Annotated in this window: 19 protein-coding genes and 2 pseudogenes; 14 read left to right on the top strand and 7 right to left on the bottom strand. The window is 68.5% G+C overall.

Annotation, left to right across the window (positions count from 1 at the left end):
* The first annotated feature begins 27 nt into the window (after positions 1-27).
* Genes REH65_RS07755 through dmpG form a run of 3 tightly spaced genes read left to right on the top strand, consistent with a single transcriptional unit; the run spans position 28 to position 2842 of the window.
* The gene (locus tag REH65_RS07755) at positions 28-879 is read left to right on the top strand and encodes a 2-keto-4-pentenoate hydratase (protein WP_406691877.1); all 852 of its coding nucleotides are present in this window, start codon (positions 28-30) and stop codon (positions 877-879) included.
* A complete protein-coding gene (locus REH65_RS07750) occupies positions 876-1820 on the top strand; it encodes an acetaldehyde dehydrogenase (acetylating) (RefSeq protein WP_406691876.1) in 945 nt (314 codons plus the stop codon). Before REH65_RS07755 ends, REH65_RS07750 begins: the two co-directional genes overlap by 4 nt.
* Positions 1820-2842 (top strand): 4-hydroxy-2-oxovalerate aldolase, encoded by a 1023-nt coding sequence (gene dmpG / locus REH65_RS07745; protein WP_406691875.1) that lies wholly within the window; start codon positions 1820-1822, stop codon positions 2840-2842. The genes REH65_RS07750 and dmpG overlap by 1 nt, the downstream gene beginning before the upstream one ends.
* A gap of 64 nt (positions 2843-2906) precedes the next feature.
* Here the strand turns inward: dmpG and REH65_RS07740 are convergent, their stop codons facing one another.
* From REH65_RS07740 to REH65_RS07720, 5 genes are read right to left on the bottom strand one after another with little or no spacing between them, the layout of a single operon-like run.
* Positions 2907-3653, bottom strand: a complete 747-nt coding sequence (locus REH65_RS07740; RefSeq protein WP_406691874.1) for an IclR family transcriptional regulator — start codon at positions 3651-3653, stop codon at positions 2907-2909.
* A gap of 10 nt (positions 3654-3663) precedes the next feature.
* Positions 3664-4899, bottom strand: a complete 1236-nt coding sequence (locus REH65_RS07735; protein WP_406691873.1) for a CaiB/BaiF CoA transferase family protein — start codon at positions 4897-4899, stop codon at positions 3664-3666.
* A complete protein-coding gene (locus tag REH65_RS07730) occupies positions 4896-6413 on the bottom strand; it encodes a tripartite tricarboxylate transporter permease (RefSeq protein ID WP_406691872.1) in 1518 nt (505 codons plus the stop codon). Before REH65_RS07730 ends, REH65_RS07735 begins: the two co-directional genes overlap by 4 nt.
* A gap of 5 nt (positions 6414-6418) precedes the next feature.
* Positions 6419-6877: a tripartite tricarboxylate transporter TctB family protein gene (locus REH65_RS07725; protein ID WP_406691871.1), complete on the bottom strand. Its 459-nt coding sequence runs from the start codon at positions 6875-6877 to the stop codon at positions 6419-6421.
* The gene (locus REH65_RS07720) at positions 6874-7818 is read right to left on the bottom strand and encodes a Bug family tripartite tricarboxylate transporter substrate binding protein (protein WP_406691870.1); all 945 of its coding nucleotides are present in this window, start codon (positions 7816-7818) and stop codon (positions 6874-6876) included. Before REH65_RS07720 ends, REH65_RS07725 begins: the two co-directional genes overlap by 4 nt.
* Positions 7819-8080: 262 nt before the next feature.
* Here REH65_RS07720 and REH65_RS07715 point away from each other — a divergent pair, with 262 nt between their 5' ends.
* Together REH65_RS07715 and REH65_RS07710 are read left to right on the top strand one after the other, a co-directional pair.
* Positions 8081-9388 carry an MFS transporter gene (locus tag REH65_RS07715; RefSeq protein WP_406691869.1) on the top strand — a complete coding sequence of 436 codons (1308 nt, stop codon included), beginning with the start codon at positions 8081-8083 and terminating at the stop codon, positions 9386-9388.
* A gap of 310 nt (positions 9389-9698) precedes the next feature.
* Positions 9699-10898 (top strand): cytochrome P450, encoded by a 1200-nt coding sequence (locus REH65_RS07710; protein WP_406691868.1) that lies wholly within the window; start codon positions 9699-9701, stop codon positions 10896-10898.
* Between the two features lie 60 nt (positions 10899-10958).
* Here the strand turns inward: REH65_RS07710 and REH65_RS07705 are convergent, their stop codons facing one another.
* Positions 10959-11675 (bottom strand): TetR/AcrR family transcriptional regulator, encoded by a 717-nt coding sequence (locus REH65_RS07705; RefSeq protein ID WP_406691867.1) that lies wholly within the window; start codon positions 11673-11675, stop codon positions 10959-10961.
* A gap of 15 nt (positions 11676-11690) precedes the next feature.
* Positions 11691-12074, bottom strand: a complete 384-nt coding sequence (locus REH65_RS07700; RefSeq protein WP_406691866.1) for a carboxymuconolactone decarboxylase family protein — start codon at positions 12072-12074, stop codon at positions 11691-11693.
* A gap of 100 nt (positions 12075-12174) precedes the next feature.
* Between REH65_RS07700 and REH65_RS07695 the strand changes: the two are divergent.
* The 9 genes and pseudogenes from REH65_RS07695 to REH65_RS07655 all read left to right on the top strand — a co-directional run bounded on the left by REH65_RS07695 (position 12175) and on the right by REH65_RS07655 (position 19351).
* Positions 12175-12367 (top strand): annotated as a pseudogene (locus REH65_RS07695) (ferredoxin).
* Positions 12364-12887: pseudogene (locus REH65_RS07690) on the top strand (FAD-dependent oxidoreductase); the annotation flags it as partial. The pseudogenes REH65_RS07695 and REH65_RS07690, both read left to right, overlap by 4 nt.
* Before the next feature lie 68 nt (positions 12888-12955).
* Entirely contained in the window at positions 12956-13525 is a 570-nt protein-coding gene (locus tag REH65_RS07685) for an oxidoreductase C-terminal domain-containing protein (RefSeq protein WP_406691865.1), read from the top strand.
* Between the two features lie 32 nt (positions 13526-13557).
* Positions 13558-14772 carry a cytochrome P450 gene (locus REH65_RS07680; protein ID WP_406691864.1) on the top strand — a complete coding sequence of 405 codons (1215 nt, stop codon included), beginning with the start codon at positions 13558-13560 and terminating at the stop codon, positions 14770-14772.
* Positions 14773-14789: 17 nt separating this feature from the next.
* Positions 14790-15593, top strand: a complete 804-nt coding sequence (locus REH65_RS07675) for an SDR family NAD(P)-dependent oxidoreductase (RefSeq protein ID WP_406691863.1) — start codon at positions 14790-14792, stop codon at positions 15591-15593.
* Positions 15594-15900: 307 nt separating this feature from the next.
* A complete protein-coding gene (locus REH65_RS07670; RefSeq protein ID WP_406691862.1) occupies positions 15901-16521 on the top strand; it encodes a TetR/AcrR family transcriptional regulator in 621 nt (206 codons plus the stop codon).
* A gap of 282 nt (positions 16522-16803) precedes the next feature.
* Positions 16804-18042: an NAD(P)/FAD-dependent oxidoreductase gene (locus REH65_RS07665; RefSeq protein WP_406691861.1), complete on the top strand. Its 1239-nt coding sequence runs from the start codon at positions 16804-16806 to the stop codon at positions 18040-18042.
* Positions 18039-18971, top strand: coding sequence for an NAD(P)-dependent oxidoreductase (locus tag REH65_RS07660; RefSeq protein ID WP_406691860.1), 933 nt, complete (start codon positions 18039-18041; stop codon positions 18969-18971). Before REH65_RS07665 ends, REH65_RS07660 begins: the two co-directional genes overlap by 4 nt.
* Positions 18968-19351: a carboxymuconolactone decarboxylase family protein gene (locus tag REH65_RS07655; RefSeq protein ID WP_406691859.1), complete on the top strand. Its 384-nt coding sequence runs from the start codon at positions 18968-18970 to the stop codon at positions 19349-19351. Before REH65_RS07660 ends, REH65_RS07655 begins: the two co-directional genes overlap by 4 nt.
* The last annotated feature ends 25 nt before the right edge of the window (positions 19352-19376 follow it).

Here is a 19376-nt window from a genome sequence, read left to right as displayed (position 1 = left end):
CGATTTCCCGACGACGAAGGGACACTCATGTCGGAGAACCCCGGAATCCGGGAGGCCGCACACCGCTTGCTCGCCGCAGCGCGCACGCGGACCCCGTGCGCACCCGTCCGCGACGTCCTGCCGGACGGCAGGGCGGAGACCGCCTACGCCGTGCAGAACATCCTGACGGCTGACGCCATCGCCACCGGTAGGCGGATCGTGGGCCGCAAGGTCGGCCTGACCTCGCCCGCGGTCCAGCAGCAGCTCGGGGTGGACCAACCGGACTTCGGCGTGCTCTACGCCGACATGGCGGTGCCCGACGGCGGGGTGGCGGACTCGGCGGCGCTGCTGCAGCCGAAGATCGAGGCCGAGGTCGCCTTCGTGCTCTCCGACGACCTCGACACCGAGGACCTCGACGCGGATGCGGTTCGCGCCGGAACCGAGTACGTGGCGGCGGCACTGGAGATCGTCGACAGCCGCATCGAGGGCTGGGACATCACCTTCGCCGACACGGTGGCCGACAACGCCTCGAGCGCGATGTACGTGCTCGGGCCGCTGCGGACCTCGCTGGACGGGCTCGACCTCACCCAGGTGCGGATGAGCCTCGTCGACGGGTCCGGGCGAACGGTCAGCGAGGGGACGGGGGCAGCCTGCCTCGACGATCCGGTGGAGGCCGTGCTCTGGCTGGCCCGGGTCTGCCGCGACCTGGGCTCGCCGCTGCGCGCAGGGGAGGTGGTGCTGTCCGGGGCGCTGGGACCGATGGTCCCCGTGGCCGCCGGCGGCCGGTACACCGCGACGCTGTCCACCCTGGGCACGGTCTCGGTCGGGTTCTCCGATCCGGGCACCGCCGCGACGGAGCAGCGCTCGGCGAGCGCCTCGGTGAACGGAGGCCGGCGATGAAGGCGAAGGTCGCGATCATCGGGTCCGGCAACATCGGTTCCGATCTCATGATGAAGGTCATCCGGCTCTCCGAGACGCTGGAGATGGGGGCGATGGTCGGTATCGATCCGTCCTCCGACGGGCTCGCCCGGGCCGAGCGCCTCGGCTACGCCACCACCGCCGAGGGGGTGCGGGGCCTGCTGGAACTGCCGGTGTTCGACGAGATCGGCGTCGTCTTCGACGCGACCTCGGCGAAGGCGCACGTCGCGAACGCCGGACTGCTCGAGCCGCACGGGAAGATCCTGGTGGACCTGACTCCGGCGGCGATCGGGCCGTTCGTGGTGCCCGCGGTGAACCTCGACGATCATCGCGCCGCGCGGAACGTCAACATGGTGACCTGCGGCGGTCAAGCGACGATCCCGATGGTTGCCGCGGTCTCCAGGGTGACCGAGGTGCCTTATGCGGAGATCGTCGCGTCGATCGCGTCGAAGTCCGCGGGACCGGGGACGCGGGCGAACATCGATGAGTTCACCGAGACCACCAGCAAGGCGATCGAGGCCGTCGGCGGTGCGCGGCGCGGCAAGGCGATCATCGTGCTCAACCCGGCCGAGCCACCGATGATCATGCGGGACACGGTGCTCTGCCTGGCTGCCGGAGGTGACCCGGAGGAGATCGAGGACTCCATCGCTCGGATGCACGCCGAAGTCTCCCGGTACGTGCCGGGCTACCGGCTCAAACAGCAGGTCCAGGTCGACGCGATCCAGGACGACGAGCCGCTGGGCACCTTGATCGGGAACGCGCCGCGGCCGCGATGGCGGGTGTCGGTGTTCCTCGAGGTCGAGGGCGCCGCGCACTACCTACCCTCCTACGCGGGCAACCTGGACATCATGACCTCGGCTGCGCTGCGCACGGCCGAGCAGCTGGTCGCCGCTCAAGGTGAGCAGAAGGTGGAGGTGGTCTGATGGGCGAGCAGCCCGTGCTCTACGTGCAGGACGTGACCTTGCGGGACGGGATGCACGCCGTCCGGCACCGGCTCACGCCGGACCAGGTCAAGGCGATCGCGTCCGCGCTGGACAAGGCCGGGGTGGATGCGATCGAGGTCGCGCACGGCGACGGACTGGCCGGTGCCAGCCTGACCTACGGGCCGGGCAGCAACACGGACTGGGAGTGGATCTCCGCGGCGGCCGAGGTCGTGGAGAACGCCAAGCTCACCACCTTGCTGCTGCCGGGGATCGGGACGATCGAGGCGCTGGAGAAGGCCCACGACCTGGGCGTGGTCTCGGTGCGGGTGGCCACTCACGCCACCGAGGCCGACATCGCGATCCAGCACATCGGCAAGGCTCGTGACCTGGGCATGGACGTGTCCGGATTCCTGATGATGTCGCACATGGCGCCGCCGGCGGAGTTGGCGGCGCAGGCGAAGATCATGCAGGACGCGGGCGCGCACTGCGTCTACGTCACCGACTCCGGCGGCCGGCTCACCATGCGGGACGTCCGGGACCGGGTGCGCGCCTACCGTGACGTGCTCGAACCGACCACCCAAATCGGCGTCCACGCCCACGAGAACCTCTCGCTGTCGGTGGCCAACTCGGTCATCGCCGTCGAGGAGGGAGTGACCCGGGTCGACGCCTCGCTGGCCGGGCACGGCGCCGGGGCGGGCAACTGCCCGATCGAGGCGTTCATCGCCGTGGCCGACATCCACGGGTGGAAGCACGGCTGCGACCTGTTCGCCCTCCAGGACGCCGCGGACGACATCGTGCGACCCCTGCAGGACCGGCCGGTGCGCGTCGACCGGGAGACCCTCACCCTGGGCTACGCCGGGGTCTACTCCAGCTTCCTCCGGCACGCCGAGCGAGCGGCGACGCACTACGGCCTCGACACCCGCGAAATCCTGGTCGAGGTCGGACGTCGCGGCATGGTCGGCGGCCAGGAAGACATGATCGTCGACATCGCCCTCGACCTCGCCGGCGGCAAGGCGGTCTGAGCGGTCATAGGGCGGCGGACCGATCCCGGGAGTTCGGGATCGGTCCGTTCAGGTCGATGAACGGTTACGGCGAGGCATTTCGGCTTCCGGCGGACAGCACGGTCTCGATGCCTGCGGTCGCCTCGCGAAGAGCTTCGGTGATCTCGTCGGATCGCGCGTCGATTCGCCGACTCGGCCCGCCGAGGGCCAGGCAGGCGAGGACGCCCTGGTCGCCGGTGATCCGCGCGGCGACGGCGCTGAGGTCCGGGAAGGTGTCACCGTGGTTGTAGGCGACGCCGGTGGTGCGGGCCTCGCGCACCTCCGCCAGCAGCCGTTCTCGCTTGTCCTCGCAGATGTTGGCGGCCACGTACTTCTCGAGGTCCGCGTCGTCGAGCTGGGCGAGGTAGAGCTTGCGGATGGAGGAGGGGTGGTCCGTCGCTGGCCTGACCTGCGGTGGCGAGTAGCGCACCACGTGCGTGGACTCCAGGGAGTGCAAGTACACGAGGGTCTCGCCGACCACGCTGCCGAGCATGACCGTCTCGTTGAACTGCTGGAGCAGGTCCTCCATGAAGGGGCGGGCGACCGGTACGACCGCGGGGTGTTGTGCCATCGCCAGCGTGTCGATCGCCGGGCCCGGGCGGTAGCGGTTGTCCTCGTGGACGAGGTAGCCGCGGAACACCAGTGCTCGCAGCAAGGGGTGCAGCGAGGACTTCGCCGCGCCCACGTGCTCGGCGAGCTCACCGAGGGTCACCCCGGTTTCGCTGGCTACGGTGATCTCGAGCGCATGCAGCGCTCGGGCCACCGACCGGTGCCCTTCGTTCTGCGTCCCCATTCGCTCCAATTTACTGGCCGGGAACACGTGTTGTGGAATCGCGCACCACGCCGCGCCGCACGAGCTCGTCGATCGCGGCTCCGTCGCGCCCGAGCTCGGCGAGCAGCTGCCGGGTGTGCTGTCCCAACGCCGGCACGGCACCAACCGGGTACTGCTTGCGGCGCTCGGTGATGACCTGCCGCAACGTCGGCACCGGGCCGACGGGCGTCGAGGTCTGCGCCCAGCGGTCGCGCTCCACGAGCTGCGGGTGCTCGGAGACCGACTTGAGGTCGTTGACCCGGGCGCAGGCGATGCCGATGTCGTCGAGCAGCGCCGTCAGCTCAGCGGCGGTGAATCGCCGGAGCGTCTGCGAGATCAGCGCGTCGACCTCATCGCGGCGCCGGGTGCGGGCGACGTTGGTGGCGTACTCGGGCTCTTCTGCCAGCTCCGGTCGCCCGAGCACGTGTTCGGCGAAGCGCGCCCACTCGCGGTCGTTCTGGATGCCGACGACGACGGGCGTGTCCCGCGTGGCGTACTCGCCGTAGGGGACGAGTGAGGGGTGGCCGAGGCTGATGCGTTCGGCGGGGATCCCGTTGTGCTGGGCGTAGTAGATGTGGTTGGCGATGAAGTCGGTCATCGCGTCGATCATCGCGACGTCGACCACCGTTCCCACGCCGGTGCGCTCCCGCTGGTACAGGCCCATCAGTGCGGCTTGCGCCATGTACATCCCACTGGCCACGTCGGCGGCCGAGAAACCCGGCTTGACCATGATGTCCTTGGTGCCGGTGACGGCCACGGTGCCCGACTCGGCCTGCACCAGCGCGTCGTAGGCGCGCTTGCCCGCGTAGGGGCCGGGTTCGCCGTAGCCGGTGTTGGAGACGACGATGAGCCGGGGGTTCTCCTCGGTGAGCTCGTCGGGACCGAGGCCCAGCCGCTCGACCGCGCCGGGACTCATGTTCTGGATGAAGATGTCGGCCCCGGCCAGCAGTTCTCGCACGAGCGCGATCCCCGCCGGGTTCTTGAGGTCGACCGCGAGTGATTCCTTCCCGCGCCCCGTCCACAGGAACACGCTCGACAGTTCGCCTGCCACGACGTCGTCGTAACCTCGGGCGAAGTCGCCGCCGTCGAGGCGCTCGATCTTGATGACGCGGGCACCGAGGTCGGCCAGCTGCCTGCTGGCGATGGGCACGGCGACGGCGTGCTCGAGCGCGACGACGGTGACTCCGTCGAGAGGCGGGCTCGATGGTGGGGGCGCGGACGCCGTCATGCGTTCACCTTCTCGGGATCGGTTGGGGTGCGGGTGTTCTTCCGGGCCCGGACCGACTTCACGGTCATGACGATCGTGGCGATCGCGGCGAGGCCGAGCATGGTGCCGGAAATGGGTCTGGTGACGAAGACGGTGGGGTCACCGCCGCTGATCAGCAGGGACTGGCGCACGGAGGGTTCGAGTAGACCGCCGAGCACGAAGGCCAGCACCAGCGGTCCGGGTTCGAAGCCCGCCTTGCGCATGCCGTAGCCGAGCACGCCGAAGGCGAGCACGACCCACAGGTCGAAGACGCTGTTGTTGATGCTGAAAACGCCGAGCATCGTCACCACGGCCGCTAGCGCGGCGAGGATCGCGACGCGGATGTTGAGGATCTTGATGAACACGCGCACCAGCGGCAGGTTCAGCACCAGCAGGATGATGTTGCCGACGAGCATCGAGGCGATGACGCCCCAGAAGATGTCGGGGTTCTCCACGATGAGCTGCGGCCCTGGTGTCACGCCCTGGATGAGCAGTGCGCCGAGGATCAGCGCGAGCACCGGGTTGGGTGGTAGGCCGAGGGTGAGCAGCGGGATGAACGCGGCCTGGGATCCTGCGTTGTTGGCGGTCTCCGGGCCGGCGACGCCTTCGATGGCGCCCTTGCCGAAGCGTTCCGGTGCGGACGAACGTCGTTTCTCGGTGGCGTAGGAGGCCAGCGACGCGACCATGCCGCCGCCGCCCGGCAGCAACCCGAGGACGAACCCGATCACGCTGCCGCGGGCGATCGCTCCTCCGGACTGCCGGATCTCGGCGCGGGAGGGCAGGACGTGGCCGACCGGAGCGATCTGCCCGCGGGCCCGGCGCGAGGTTTCCAGCGTGTGCAGGAGTTCGCCGAGCCCGAACAGGCCCATGGCGACCGCGACGAAGTCCAGTCCGTTGAGGAGTTCGAGGCTGCCGAAGGTGAACCGCGGGCTTCCCTCGATGGAGTCCTGCCCGACCGTGGCCAGCAGCAGGCCGAAGGCCGCCATCGCCAGCGCCGCGGCGAACCGGCGCGAGCCGAGGTAGGCGGCCAACGCGATGCCGAGCAGGGCGAGCACGGTGAATTCCGGAGGGCCGAAGCGCAGGGCGAACGAGGCCAGCAGCGGTGCGAACAGCAGCAGTCCGACCACGGAGACCAGCCCGCCGACGAACGAGCCGATCGCGGCGATGCCCAGCGCCGGTCCCGCACGTCCCTGCTTGGCCATCTGGTAGCCGTCGAAGGTCGTGACCACGGAGGCGGCTTCGCCGGGCAGGTGCAGCAGGACCGAGGTGATGGTGCCGCCGTACATCGAGCCGTAGTAGATGCCGGCGAGCATGATGATGGCCGTGGCGGGCTCGATGCCGTAGGTCAGCGGCAGCAGGAGCGCGATCGTCGCCGTCGGCCCCAGCCCGGGGATGACGCCGATGACCATGCCGACGACGACACCGATGAGCACGAACAGCAGGTTCGTCGGCGTCAGCACCGTTTCGAAACCGGTCAGGATCTCGGAGAAGTTCATCGCGCTCAGCTCCCCGGGGCCAGTGGCCCGACCGGCAGCGGGACCGCGAGCAGTTCGACGAAGACGATCTGCAGGCTGACGACGGCCAGCACCGCGGTGGCGATCGTCAGCCGCCACGACTCCCCGAACAGCCGGAGCCACACGACGATCGCCACCAGAGCGGGCACCGGCATGCCCACGAGCGGGAGCAGCACGACGAACAGCGCGAGGGCGCCGACGGCTGCGAGCACTCTGCCGAGATCGGTGAGCGCGACGAGCTCGGGGCGTTCGACGCCGGTGACGGTCAGCCAGGCTCCACTGAGGACGACTCCGGCGGAAGCCACGAGCGGCCAGGCACCAGGTCCCGGCTGCGTCGTGCTCCCCAGCCCCAATCCGACGGAGACCACGACCGCGACGGCTCCGAACGCGGTCAGTGCGGCCGGGACCGTCCGGTGTGGTCGGTCGGCAGCTCGTGCGCCGGTCATCGGCCGACCGCCTTGCGCCACGAGGCTTCCGAGGTGGCGAATTCCTCGCGCATGACGGCCGGTCCCGGGTTGTCCTGGCGCACGAACTCCTCGCCGAGCACGTCGGCGGTGTGCGGGTCCTCGAGGCACTTCTGCATGGCGTCGGCGAGCCGCTGCTCGATCTTGTCGTCCAGTCCGCGCGGTGCGACCAGCGCGACGTTCACGGTGGAATCCGGAAGATCGCGGAAACCCAGTTCGGCGAAGGTGGGAACGTCGGGCAGGAAGTCGAGGCGTTGGGGCGCACCGGTGGCGAGCGCGCGCAGCTGGCCCGACCGCAGTTGTTCGAGCAGGTTCGGTGAGGTGCTCAGGTAGGCGCTGTCGGAGTTGCCGCCGAGAACCGCCGCCACGGATTTGTCGTTGCTCTCAAAGGGAACGTTGGTGAACTTCGGCCCGCCAGCCTGAGTGATCGCGTTCGTGGTGAGGGAGAAGATGCCGCGAGAACCGGGCATGGCGACCGTGAACCCGCCGTTCTCGCTCTTCGCCGCGGCTAGCAGGTCTTGGGCGGTGCGGTGCGGGCTGTCGTTCTTCACCACCAGCACCGAGGGGGCGAGCGTCACACCGGAGATCGGCTCGAAGCTGGCCCCTTCGTACTTCGCTCCCTCGGTCACGAGCGGCACCAGCGCGGCGGTCGACACTGACACCACGGACAGGGTGCTGCCATCCGGTTTGGCCTGCGCCACTTCCGTCATGCCGACGGCGCCTCCGCCACCGTCCTTGTTCTCGACGATGAACGTGCCACCGAGGTCCTTCTCGAGGCACTGGGACGCCACGCGAGCGGTCGTGTCCGAGATCCCACCCGCCGCGAAGGGCGTGATGATCCGGACCGTGGACGAGGGGTAGTTCTGCGCTGCGGACGGCGCCTGCGCACAGCCGGCCGCAGCCAGCCCTGTCACGGCGAGCACCGCGACGATGTGAGTCGGTCGAAGCATCATTGATCCGTTCCGATATAGGAATGCCGCATTCGCAATTGGGTTTTCGGACCATAGGCTCGCGCAATCGTGGTGTCAATCAGGGGGCTTGGTGCCGACTTGGATTCAGACGATCGTCCCATTTTGGTCATATCTTGACAAAGGACGGACCAAAGCTCATGCTTCGTGACCCACAGCACTGAGGAGAGGTCCTTGGCCAGCGAACCGCGAGGTTCGCCGACAGACAGGAGTTCGCATGAGTGCAGGCAGCGTCGCCGCATTCCCGACGCGATCCCGGCACATGAACCGGTGGTGGTACGTCGTTACCGGCTTCCTGACGCTGCTTTTCGGCACGAGCACCGTCAACGTCCTGTTCAACGTCGTCGGCGGGCCCATGGCAGCGGAGTTCGGGTGGGAGCGCAGTGTCATCAGCAACGGCCTGTCGATCGAAACCGTGCTGGTCGGTATCAGCATCGTGGCGCTCGGCATCCTCATCGACCGCTACGGTCCCAAGGCGCCGTCAGTCTCCATGGCCCTCACCTTCGGCATCGGATTCATGGGGCTGTCCGTCCTGCCGAACAACCAGATGTTGTTCTACCTCGCCTGCGTGGTAATGGGCGCCGGTAGCGGCGCCGTGAACCCGATCGTCCACGCGACCGTGGTCAGCGCGTGGTTCCAAGACCGGCGCGGTGTAGCACTGGGGACTCTCATGGCAGGGCTGGGCGCATGCGGGGTCCTGATGCCGTTCCTCGCGAACTGGGTCCTCGAGCTCGCCGGGTGGCGGTTGACCTGCTTGGTGATCGGAGCCATGTGCACGGTCATCCCGGTGGCGGTCTACCTCTTCGTCACCAGGATGCCCGCCGAACACGAGGGCGAGAGAAAGGCCGCGCGCGATGAAGGCCGGGTGATCGGTGAGTCGCTGTGGACTGTGGCTCGCAAGTATCGGCAGTTCTGGCTGTTGTCCGTGTCGATCTTCCTGGTGTCCTCGGCGACCTTCGGGCTCATGTCGCAGGTCGTGCCGATGACCACGGACAAGGGTATCGACAAGGCCGTGGCCGTGTCCGTCCTGTCCGTGCTGAGCCTGTCGTCGCTGCTGGCCCGCCTGCTGGTCGGCTACCTGCTTGACCGCTTCTACGCCCCGGTCATCGCCGCGATCATCTTCGCGCTGTGCGCAACCGGCGTCGCCATGCTGATCATCTCGGCCGAGGTAGGCCTGCTGTTCGTGGGTGCCGCCCTGATCGGGCTCGGGTTGGGAGCCGAGGGCGATGTCGCCGCCTACATGACAAGTCGCTACTTCCCCAAGCACTCGTACGGTCGGGTGCTGGGATTCGTTTACTTCCTCTACGCGCTGGGAGCGGCCTCTGGGATGTTCCTGCTCGGTCAGATCTTCGCAGCCACGGGTTCCTACCGAGCCGGCACCATCCCGATCGTCGCTCTTGTCGCGATGAGCATCGTCTGCGTGCTTCTCATGGGTCCGTACCGCTTCACGCTCGATCACCGTGAGACGGAGGAGGCCACCGGCGACGGTGCCGCCGCGAAGCCTTCCGCCGATATCGGTCGTTAGGTAGCCGCTGGCGCGCCTTCATATCGCCGAGTCAGAACTGGTGCCGCGTGCTGGGATCTGACGTGAGTTCGCGACGTTCGGTGGTGGCTCTCTTCTCGGCTGAGGACTCACGCCTGGAGCTGGCGACGGTCGGATGCTCGGTGCTTCTGTAGGCGCCAGCGATGGACGGGCGCGGTGGGGCGTCCGTCCACGCGACTGTGAGACTTGAAAAATGGTTGCACTAGCAACCAAAGTCGATACGGTTGCGCCCGCCAGTGCAACGGTCCGGCCGGAGAGCACCTGGGCGGGTCGGCGAAGGAGGGGGCCGGTGATGACCGACGTTCCGCTGTACATGGCGCGAGAGGGCCTCGGTCCCGCGCCGGAGGTGACCGAGATCCGAGAGGAGGGCAAGCTCGCGAAGGTCCCGGTGACGCTCGGCAGCGGTGAGGCGTGGATGGTGACCAGGCACGCCGACGTGCGCGAGGTCCTGTCCGACTACTCCCGTTTCAGCAACGACTTCCTGGGCACCGCGGCAGGCGAGGAGGCAGCCGCGCACCTGTCGCCGAAGGATCGGGAGCGGATGCGCAAGGGGCAGCTGCTCGCGTTCGACCCGCCGGAGCACACCCATCTCCGGCGGATCCTCACTCCGGAGTTCACGATGCGGCGCATGCGCCGCCTGGAGCCCCGGATCAGCGAGATCGTCGACGAGCATCTGGACAACCTCGAACGCGTCGGGCCCGGTGCGGACCTGGTGGCCGAGTTCGCGTTGCCGGTCCCGTCTCTGGTCATCTGCGAACTACTGGGCGTGCCCTACGCGGATCGCGCCGAGTTCCAGGACCGGACCTCGCGTCAGACCGACACATCGCTGCCTGCGCAGGAGCGGGCGAAGCTAGCGGGCGAAGGCCGGGCCTACATGGAGGGTCTGGTCGCACGAGCGCAGACGAATCCCGGCGAGGACATGCTCGGCATGTTGGTGCGTGAGCACGGCGACGAGCTCGACGCCGACGCACTGACCAACATCGCCGGGCTGTTGCTCACCGCAGGCCACGAGACCACGGCGAACATGCTCGGCATCGGTACTCTGGCTCTGCTGCAGCACCCTGATCAGTTGGAGTGGCTGCGTGCCAACCCCGATCAGATCGGACCGGCCGTGGAAGAGCTGCTGCGATTCCTCAGCGTCGCCCACTCCGGAATTCCGCGGGTGACCAAGCAGGAGGTTCGGCTGGGTGACCAGACGATCCCGGCGGGTTCGCAGGTGCAGTTCGGGCTCGCGGCGGCCAACCGCGATCCGCGGTTCGTCAGCGACCCCGATCGGCTCGACCTGACACGCAAACCCACCGCGCACGTCGCGTTCGGGCACGGTCCGCACCACTGCCTGGGCGCGCCGCTGGCGCGGATGGAGATGACCGCGGCGTTTCCGGCTTTGTTGAAGCGGTTCCCGACGCTGGCGCTCGGTGTGCCGTTCGAGGATGTCGAGTTTCGTCCGCACCACGTCGTCTACGGTCTTGCGGCGCTGCCTGTCACTTGGTGATGGCAGCGCTCGCTCGGTAGCGCTCACGACTTGGTTCCGAACCAGGTGGACGCGCTGGTTTCAGGCGGTCGGGTGTCTGGGCAGGCCGACTTTCACCAGTGACTCCACCAGCTTCTCGATGTAGTCGTGCACGTCGCCGAGCGGCCAGATCGATTCCACTGTGGAGGTGAGTGCCAGTCGGCCGTGCACCGATGCCCAGATGAACATCGCGGCTTGTTCGGGGGGCTGGCTGAGCTCGATGTCCTGCTCGCGCAGCCGGGCGACCGCGGTGCGCCAGCGTTCGGCGAGTTCGGCGGCCATGTGCGGCTCGGTGGTCGAGGAGGCGAAGCGCATGAAGTCGGTCTTGAACATGATCCGGTAGTAGCCCTTGTGCTCCTGGGCGAACCGACAGTAGGCCTGCGCCTGGGCGATCAATCGCTGGCTGGGCAGTCCGGAGGTGACCGAGGCGTCGGCGGCGTCCATGGCCGTGATCAGTCGTTCGAACCCGTCGATCTCGACGGCGCGGCCCAGTTCCTCTTTGTCGGCGAAGTGCCGGTACAGGGCGGGAGCGGTGACACCTGCCTCGCGGGCAACCTCGCGCAGTGACAGGGGGAGCGGGCGCATCCGGTCGTCGTCGTTAACCAGGCGAACCAGCGCGGCGATCACCTCTTCGCGCAGCCGGTCCCCCTGGCCGCGCGGGTTTCGCTCGCGCCGCGCCCGCGCGGTGCCCGAATCTTCCTTTGAGGACGAATCGTCTGCACGCATGGCTCCAGCCTGCCATGTCCGGGTGCTGGTCACGGTGTTCGACCCTGGTCAGGAGGTGGCGTCGTCGCCGAGTGACCGCGTCGCCACCAGGCGTGCCGCGGAGGCTGCGGGGAATCCGGCGTAGGCGGTGGCGTGGTAAACGACCTCCTCGAGTTCGGCGCGGGTGAGCCCGTTGCGCAGGGCGATGGGGAAGTGGAAGGCGAGTTCTTCGTTCGCGCGCAGGGCGATCAGGATGCCCAATGTGACCAGGCTGCGGCTGCGCCGATCCAGTCCGGGGCGGGTCCAGAGCGCGCCGAAGACGCTCTGCAGGCTCAGCTCGGCCAATTCGCCTGCGAAGCCCTCCATCTGGAGTTCGTCGCTGGTCTGGCTGTCGAGCATCTCGGGCAGCATCTCGCGCAGCAGTTCGAGTCCTTCATCGCGGTCGGTGCTCATTCGAACCTCCGGTGTGGTGGGGGTCATGTTCGCTCGCTATCGGTAAACAAGTGTATATTAACGACTGTTCACTTATCTATTCGTGAGAGCGGAGTTGGCCGTGGAGATCACCCTCGAAGAAGACAAGTGCTGTGGAGCCGGTCAGTGCGTGGGCGGCGCCGGAGGTGTTCGACCAGCGTGATGAGGACGGGGTGGTGGTCCTGCTGGACGCCGCACCGCCTGTTGAGCAGTACGACAACGTCCGCGAAGCCGCCGCCATCTGCCCGGCCGCTGCCATCTTGGTGCGCGAATGACGACGGGGCTTGATCGGATCGTGGTGGTCGGCGCTTCGGCTGCCGGTCTGTCCACGGTGGAAGCACTGCGGCGCGGCGGTTTTCACGGGGAACTGACCCTGGTCGGTGACGAACCGCATCTGCCCTACGACCGGCCGCCGCTGTCCAAGCAGCTGCTGGCCGGGGAGTGGGAGCTAGAGCGCCTGGCCCTGCGCGCCCCGGAGGCATTCGACGATCTCGGCGTGCGCACGGTGCTCGGCTCGCCTGCCGAGAAGCTGGACACGCGAGGACGGGAAGTGCTGCTCGCCGACGGCGGCCGCCTCGGTTATGACGCGCTCGTGGCAGCCACCGGGGTCCGGGCGCGCACCTGCTGCGGACGCTGGATGACGCGCTGGCGTTGCGCCGATCGCTCGACGATCGTGGGCAGCTGGTGATCGTCGGTGGCGGTTTCATCGGTGCCGAAGCTGCCGCGGTGGCCTGCTTGATGGGCTGCGAGGTCACGATGGTGACCGACCGTCCGCTGCCGCTGATCGACGCCGTGGGCGAGGAGATCGGCGCGATGCTCACCGACCTGCACCGTGAGCGCGGGGTGCGGGTGATCGGCGAACGATGGTCACGCGCGTGTGCCACGACGGCAGCAGGGCCACCGGTATCGAGCTGGCCGACGGCCGCACCATCGATGCGGACGCGGTCATCGTCGGCGTCGGGACCCTGCCCAACATCGAATGGCTCGCCGGCAGCGGTGTGCCCGTCGACAACGGTGTCGAGTGCGACGAGACGCTGCACGCCGGTAGCGGTGTCTGGGCGGCCGGCGACGTCGCCTCGTGGCCGGATCCCGTCAGCGGTGAGCGCTTGCGCATCGAGCACCGCACCAACGCCGCCGAGCAGGGAATGGCGGTGGCCCGCAACATCCTGGCCGATCGGCCGTCGGCGTTCACCAGCGTGCCGTACGTGTGGTCCGACCAGTACGAGCGCAAGATCCAGATCTACGGCCTCACCCGTGGCGCGGATCGGATGCAGGTGATCGACGGCAGTCTCGCAGAGCGGCGGTTCACCGCGCTGTTCGGCCGCGACGGCCGGGTCACCGCGGCGGTGGGCATGGACATGGTCCGCCCGCTCCGAGCCCTGCGAAAGCTGGTCGCCGACCGAACCGACTGGGACACCGCACTCGTGGCCTGAACCCATCTCCCACCGTGAAACGGAGAATCGACATGACGACAGCGCAAGAACACGTCTCGGCTCCTGACTTCCCGCTCAACCGCGGTTGCCCTTTCGCGCCGCCCGAGAAGGCCACCGAATTCCGCGAGGCAGGTGCGCCGGAGCGGGTGAAGATCTGGAACGGCAGCACTCCCTGGCTGATCACACGCCATGACCAGCTCCGGGAGGTGCTCTCGGCCACCGATCGCTTCGCCGCAGATGTGACCCTGCCGGGATTCCCCAACACCAGTGACGCTCAGCCGTTCGTCGAGGGCGGGATCTTCTTCCGCAAGGACGGCGACGAACACCTGCCGGTGCGCCGGATTCTCAACCCCGACTTCACCGCCAAGCGCTCCGACGCACTCCGCCCGCGCATGGCCGAGCTCACCGACAAGCTCATCGACGATCTGCTGACCATGCCGCGCCCGGTGGACCTCATCGAGCACTTCGCGCTGGCACTGCCGACCGTGGTGATCTGCGAGGTGCTCGGAGTGCCCTACGAGGAGCGGCACGCGGTGCACGAGTCCTCGAAGAAGCTCGTGCAGCTCGAACTGCCGCAGGAGGAAAAGCACGCCGCGCACGAGACCATGTTCGCCACCATCGGCGAGCACATGCAGCGCAAGCGCTCGGAACCGGACAACGGTCTGCTGTCGCGGCTGGTCAACACCCACGTCGACGAGCGCGGCGAGCTGACCTTCCAGGAGGCCGTGGGTCTGGGTGTGCTGGTCATCGGCGCCGGTCACGAGACCACCGCGAACATGATCGGCCTGGGCATCTTGGCGTTGATCCGCGAGCCCGGCCAGCGCGAGATCCTGCTGTCGGACCCGGCCAAGTACGCGCCGAGCTGCGTCGAAGAGATGATGCGCTACTGGAGCATGGTGCAGACCGAGCCGCGCCGGGTCTGCGTGCAAGACACCGAGGTCGGCGGTGTGCTGATCAAGGCGGGCGAGGGCATCATCTGCAACCTGCCGGCCGCCAACCGCGACCCGGAGATCTTCGCCGAGGCCGAGCAGCTGGACATCACCCGTGTCGAGCGCAAGCACATTGGCTTCGGCTTCGGCGTGCACCAGTGCCTGGGCCAGAACCTCTCGCGCGTTGAGATGCAGGTCGCCTGGCCGCGGTTGTTCCAGCGCATCCCGGACCTGCGGCTGGCCGTCGAGGAGAGCGAGCTGCGCTTCCACGACAAGGCCCTGACCTACGGTCTCGAAGAACTGCCGGTCACCTGGTGAGCGCGGAGGGACGAGCGATGACGGGCAAGCTCGAAGGACGGACCGCGGTCGTGGTCGGCGGCGGGCAGACCCCAGGCGCCACCACCGGAAACGGTCGCGCGGTCGCGCTGACCTTCGCCCAGCAGGGCGCGAAAGTGCTGGTCGTGGACCGGGACGTCGACTCCGCGCAGGAGACCGCCGACCTGGTGACCGGCAAGGGCGGTGTCGCGGTGGCCCACAAGGCCGACATCACCGTGGAATCCGAGTGCGAAAGCATCCGCGACGCAGCGCTGGAGGCCTTCGGCGCGGTCGACGTGCTGCACAACAACGTGGGCATCGTGCCGGCCGGGCCGACCGAATCCTTGCCTGCGGAGAAGTGGCGGCAGGGATTCGAGGTCAACCTCACCGGGATGTGGCTGACCTGCAAATACCTCCTGCCGCACATACGGGAACGCGGACGGGGTTCGGTGGTCAACATCTCCTCGATGGCCGGGCTGCTCGCCGGGGGAGAGGCGATCGCCTACACCACCTCGAAAGCCGCGGTGCACGCCATGACCCGCAGCCTCGCTCTGGAGTACGCACCCCACGGCGTGCGGATCAACTGCGTGGCTCCCGGCATGATGGACACCCCCATGGGGGTGGATTCGGTCGCCAGGGCCAGCGGCACCGAGCGGGACGAGGTCGCCGCGAAACGGGCTGCGATGGTCCCGATGGGACACCAGGGCGACAGCTGGGACGTCGCCAACGCGGCGCTGTTCCTCGCCTCCGACGACTCGGCGTTCATCACCGGCGTCGTGCTCCCCGTCGACGGAGGCTTCACGCTCCGGGCTGGTGCGCGCTGACGCAGTTGAGTGGATCTTCGAAGCCGGGTCTGCCGTTGCCGAGAGGGGGCGCGTCCTTGGTGCAGAGCTAGTTGAAGAAGGTGCGCAGGCTGATGCCGACGTGCTCGCAGATGGTGTCGCACTGTTGCGGCGAGGCACCGCCCGTTCTTTGGCACGCCCGGCCAGTTGTTAACCGCTCGAACAGCGCCGGAGTCGGATCGCTGGCGAACCTCGTGCGCTCCCGGGTGTGAGAATGGGCGTTATGAGTGGTCGTCCCCGTAGTCCTCGTGGTCACGGCGAGCAGCTTCGTACGGAGGTGCTCGCCGCAGTGAATAGGTTGCTGGCCGAGTGGGGCAGCGACGAGAAGCTCACGATGCGGGCGGTGGCCAAGGAGGTCGGGGTCTCGGCGCCGAGCATCTACCTGCACTTCGCGGACAAGGCCGAGCTGGTGTGGGCCGCGCTGGCGGACAAGTACGAGCAATTGGCCGACCGCATGCGCGCGGCGGACGAAGCCGTGGCCGGTGAGAACGCCCGCACGCGACTGGTGAGCCAAGTCCGCACGTACTGCCGGTTCGCGATGGAGAACCCGGGGCACTACCGCCTGATGTACGAGATTCGTCAGCCCGCTGTGGAGCCCGACCGCGTGGGTCGGCATCCGTCGCGCTTGGTGGCGGCCCGTTTCCGGCGCGCGGTGCAGCGTTGCCTGGAGGAGGGATATGTGGTCAGCCTGCCGTCGCGCCAGGCGGCGCACACGCTCTGGACCGGCCTGCACGGCATGGTCTCGTTGCAGCACAGCCTCTCGCTGAACTCGGCCACCGAGCTGATCGACGGCCTGGCGGACGGGCTGCTCGGTGTGATCATCAGCGCCGAGCCGGGCGAGGGCGCTCGTGTTCCGGAGACGAGGATCGAGCGGATGCTCGCGCTGGTGGTCGCCGACGCGGAGGACTGACCCCTCCGTGAATTTCGCATCGGGCGGAGTGCCCCGCCGCGCTCGGTGAAATGTGAGTGGGCACACCTCCGCTTGTAGTTCTCAAGTCCTGGGGGAGGTCTATATTCATAACTGAACTTAGTTAGGTTACTGTGCGATGCGACCCGCTGACTGACTCGCGGGCGTGCCGGAAAGCGAGGTTCCCGTGGCTGAACTGGTTGATCTCGACGTTCGAGGGAGAGCGTTCCGGACCGCGTCGACGGGGCTCTCTCGGCCAGAAATCGAGCGGCCCACCGTCTCGTCGTGGGTCGCCGCGTGAGCCGCCCGGACCGGATCGCGGTGGTCGGTGCCTCCGCGGCCGGACTCGGGGTCGCCGAGGCGCTGCGTCGGCGCGGTTTCGAGGGTGCAGTGACGCTGGTCGGAGCGGAAACCCATCTGCCCTACGACCGCCCGCCGTTGTCGAAGCAGCTGTTGTCCGGGGCTTGGGAGACCGATCGGCTGCGACTGCGTTCGGACGAGGCGGTGCGCGATCTCGACCTCGACCTGCGCCTGGGCAAGGCCGCGACCGCGCTGGACCCGGTTGCCCGCAAGCTCACCGTCGATGACGGCGAGGTCGTCGGCTACGACGAGCTGGTGATCACGACCGGCGTGCGGGCGCGGCGGCTGCCCGGCACCGAAGACGTCGCCGGCGTGCACGTGCTGCGCACGCTCGACGATGCGCTGGCGCTGCGGGAAGCACTCGCCGGTCGTCCCCGGCTCGTCGTGGTGGGCGGGGGATTCATGGGCGCGGAGTCCGCCGCAGTGGCGCGGGAGCTCGGGGCCGAGGTCACGATGGTGACCGACACGCCGATGCCGCTCGCGGACGTTCTCGGCGACGTGCTCGGCGGGGTTCTGACCGCGACCCACCGTGATCACTGCGTGCGGGTCGAGGCCGGTGTGCTGGTCGAAGGCGTGCTGGCCGAGGACGGCCGGGTGACCGGTGTGCGGCTCTCCGACGAGCGGACACTGCCCGCCGACCTCGTGCTCGTGGCGATCGGCGCCATCCCGAACACCGAATGGCTGGCAGGCAGCGGTGTTCCGGTGGGCAACGGGGTTGAGTGCGACGCGACCTGCAGCGCGGGACCGGGTGTCTGGGCCGCCGGTGACGTCGCGTCCTGGACCCACCCCGATCTCGGGCAGCGGATCCGGATCGAGCACCGGACCAACGCGACCGAGCAGGCCATGGCGGTCGCGCGGAACCTGCTCGCTGACGACGGCGAGATGAGCGAGTTCGCCCCGGTTCCCTACATCTGGTCCGACCAGTATGACCGCAAGATCCAGATCTACGGCCGTCCCCAAGGGGCGGACCGGGTCGACGTCGTCGAGGGCTCGGTCCCCGAGCGCAAGCTCGTCGCCGTCTACAGCAGCCAGGGACGCGTCTGCGCGGCGGTCGGGATCAACATGGCGCGCGCCGTGCGCGGATTCCGGCCACTCGTCGCGGAGCGGCGCCCGCGGCCAGAGGCAGGCCGACTCGTCAGCGCCGACAGAGGAGAACACGCATGAACGCACCGCAGAGCACCGTTCCGTTGCGGGCCGGTGTGGTCGGGCTCGGCATGATCGGCGGCGGCGTCGCGATCAGTCTCGCCCGCAGTGGCCGGGTCCCGGTCGTGTACGACATCCGACCCGAAGCGGCCGAGCTGAGCGGGAATCCGGAGCTGCTGGGCTCCCCGGCGGAGGTGGCTGCGCGCGCCGACGTGGTGATGGTCGCGGTGGTCTCGGCGGAGCAGGCGCGCGAGGTCATCACCGGTGAGTCCGGGTTGCTGGCCGGCACGCGTCCGGGATCGGTGATCGTGCTGCTGAGCACGATCGAGCTGCCGGTCGTGCGGGAGCTGGCGGCGGCCTGCGCTGAGGCTGGTGTTGGATTCCTCGACTCCGGTGTCACTCCCGGCGACAAGGCCGCCGAGAACGGCCTCGTCACGATGGTCGGCGGTGACGCGGGGACGGTCGAGCGGGCCCGGCCGGTGCTGGAGGACTTCGCGAAGGCGGTCGTGCACTGCGGCCCTCTGGGAGCCGGTATGGCCACCAAGCTCGCACGCAACATCGTCACCTACGGCAGCTGGCGGACCGTCGCCGAGGCCACCGCGCTCGCGACCGCCGCCGGGGTCGAGCCGGAAACGCTCATGGCGGTCATCAACACCGCCGACCCCGGTGGCCGCACGTTGCTGAACCTGCTGCAGATGCAGCGCATCGGCGAGGACGACGCGCTGGCGATGAGCAAGCAGCTCCCCGCGCTGATGAACGAAGACCTCGACGGACCGGCAGCGCTGGCCGCGATCCGGGGCATGATCCCCGGAATCGAGGCGTTGATGGACAAGGACCTTGCCGCCGCGCAGACGCTGGCCTCAGAGCTGGACATCGACCTGCCCCTCGTGGACGTCACCCGACGCATGGAGCGGGACACCCTCGGAATTCGGGAAGGACACGACGTATGAGCGACGACGGCTACGAGCGCGGCCTGAAGGTCATGGATGAGGTCTACGGCGCCGGGTTCAGCAAGTCCCTCGACGGACAGACGGGAGCGTTCCTCGACGAGACCGTCGGCCACCTCTTCGGCGAGATCTGGAACCGCCCAGGTCTGTCCACCCGGGACCGGAGGCTGCTCGTGCTGGGCGCGACCGCCGCGCTCGGCCGCGCGGATCTGGTGCAGGTGCAGGCTCGCGGCGCGCTGCTCAGCGAGGACTGCTCCGAAGAAGAGCTGTACGAATCCGCGCTCCAGCTGGCGTTCTACGTCGGCTGGGGCAACGCGACCTCGGTGCAGCAGGGAATCGCCCAGGCCGTCGCGCAAATCGCAGCGGAATCCAAACAGGACTGAACTCGACCCACTCAAGAGTAAGGAC

Origin of the sequence: Saccharopolyspora sp. ID03-671 (genome assembly GCF_045278815.1) — a bacterium.
GTDB classification, from domain to species: domain Bacteria; phylum Actinomycetota; class Actinomycetes; order Mycobacteriales; family Pseudonocardiaceae; genus Saccharopolyspora; species Saccharopolyspora ipomoeae.
This window is presented reverse-complemented; position numbering and strand designations above follow the sequence as displayed.

Excerpts from the sequence above, each read along its gene's own strand:
- REH65_RS07755 (WP_406691877.1), top strand. The coding sequence starts at position 28 with ATGTCGGAGAACCCCGGAATCCGGGAGGCCGCACACCGCTTGCTCGCC.
- REH65_RS07750 (WP_406691876.1), top strand. The coding sequence starts at position 876 with ATGAAGGCGAAGGTCGCGATCATCGGGTCCGGCAACATCGGTTCCGAT.
- dmpG (WP_406691875.1), top strand. The coding sequence starts at position 1,820 with ATGGGCGAGCAGCCCGTGCTCTACGTGCAGGACGTGACCTTGCGGGAC.
- REH65_RS07740 (WP_406691874.1), bottom strand. The coding sequence starts at position 3,653 with ATGGGGACGCAGAACGAAGGGCACCGGTCGGTGGCCCGAGCGCTGCAT.
- REH65_RS07735 (WP_406691873.1), bottom strand. The coding sequence starts at position 4,899 with ATGACGGCGTCCGCGCCCCCACCATCGAGCCCGCCTCTCGACGGAGTC.
- REH65_RS07730 (WP_406691872.1), bottom strand. The coding sequence starts at position 6,413 with ATGAACTTCTCCGAGATCCTGACCGGTTTCGAAACGGTGCTGACGCCG.
- REH65_RS07725 (WP_406691871.1), bottom strand. The coding sequence starts at position 6,877 with ATGACCGGCGCACGAGCTGCCGACCGACCACACCGGACGGTCCCGGCC.
- REH65_RS07715 (WP_406691869.1), top strand. The coding sequence starts at position 8,081 with ATGAGTGCAGGCAGCGTCGCCGCATTCCCGACGCGATCCCGGCACATG.
- REH65_RS07710 (WP_406691868.1), top strand. The coding sequence starts at position 9,699 with ATGACCGACGTTCCGCTGTACATGGCGCGAGAGGGCCTCGGTCCCGCG.
- REH65_RS07700 (WP_406691866.1), bottom strand. The coding sequence starts at position 12,074 with ATGAGCACCGACCGCGATGAAGGACTCGAACTGCTGCGCGAGATGCTG.
- REH65_RS07685 (WP_406691865.1), top strand. The coding sequence starts at position 12,956 with ATGGTCACGCGCGTGTGCCACGACGGCAGCAGGGCCACCGGTATCGAG.
- REH65_RS07680 (WP_406691864.1), top strand. The coding sequence starts at position 13,558 with ATGACGACAGCGCAAGAACACGTCTCGGCTCCTGACTTCCCGCTCAAC.
- REH65_RS07675 (WP_406691863.1), top strand. The coding sequence starts at position 14,790 with ATGACGGGCAAGCTCGAAGGACGGACCGCGGTCGTGGTCGGCGGCGGG.
- REH65_RS07660 (WP_406691860.1), top strand. The coding sequence starts at position 18,039 with ATGAACGCACCGCAGAGCACCGTTCCGTTGCGGGCCGGTGTGGTCGGG.
- REH65_RS07655 (WP_406691859.1), top strand. The coding sequence starts at position 18,968 with ATGAGCGACGACGGCTACGAGCGCGGCCTGAAGGTCATGGATGAGGTC.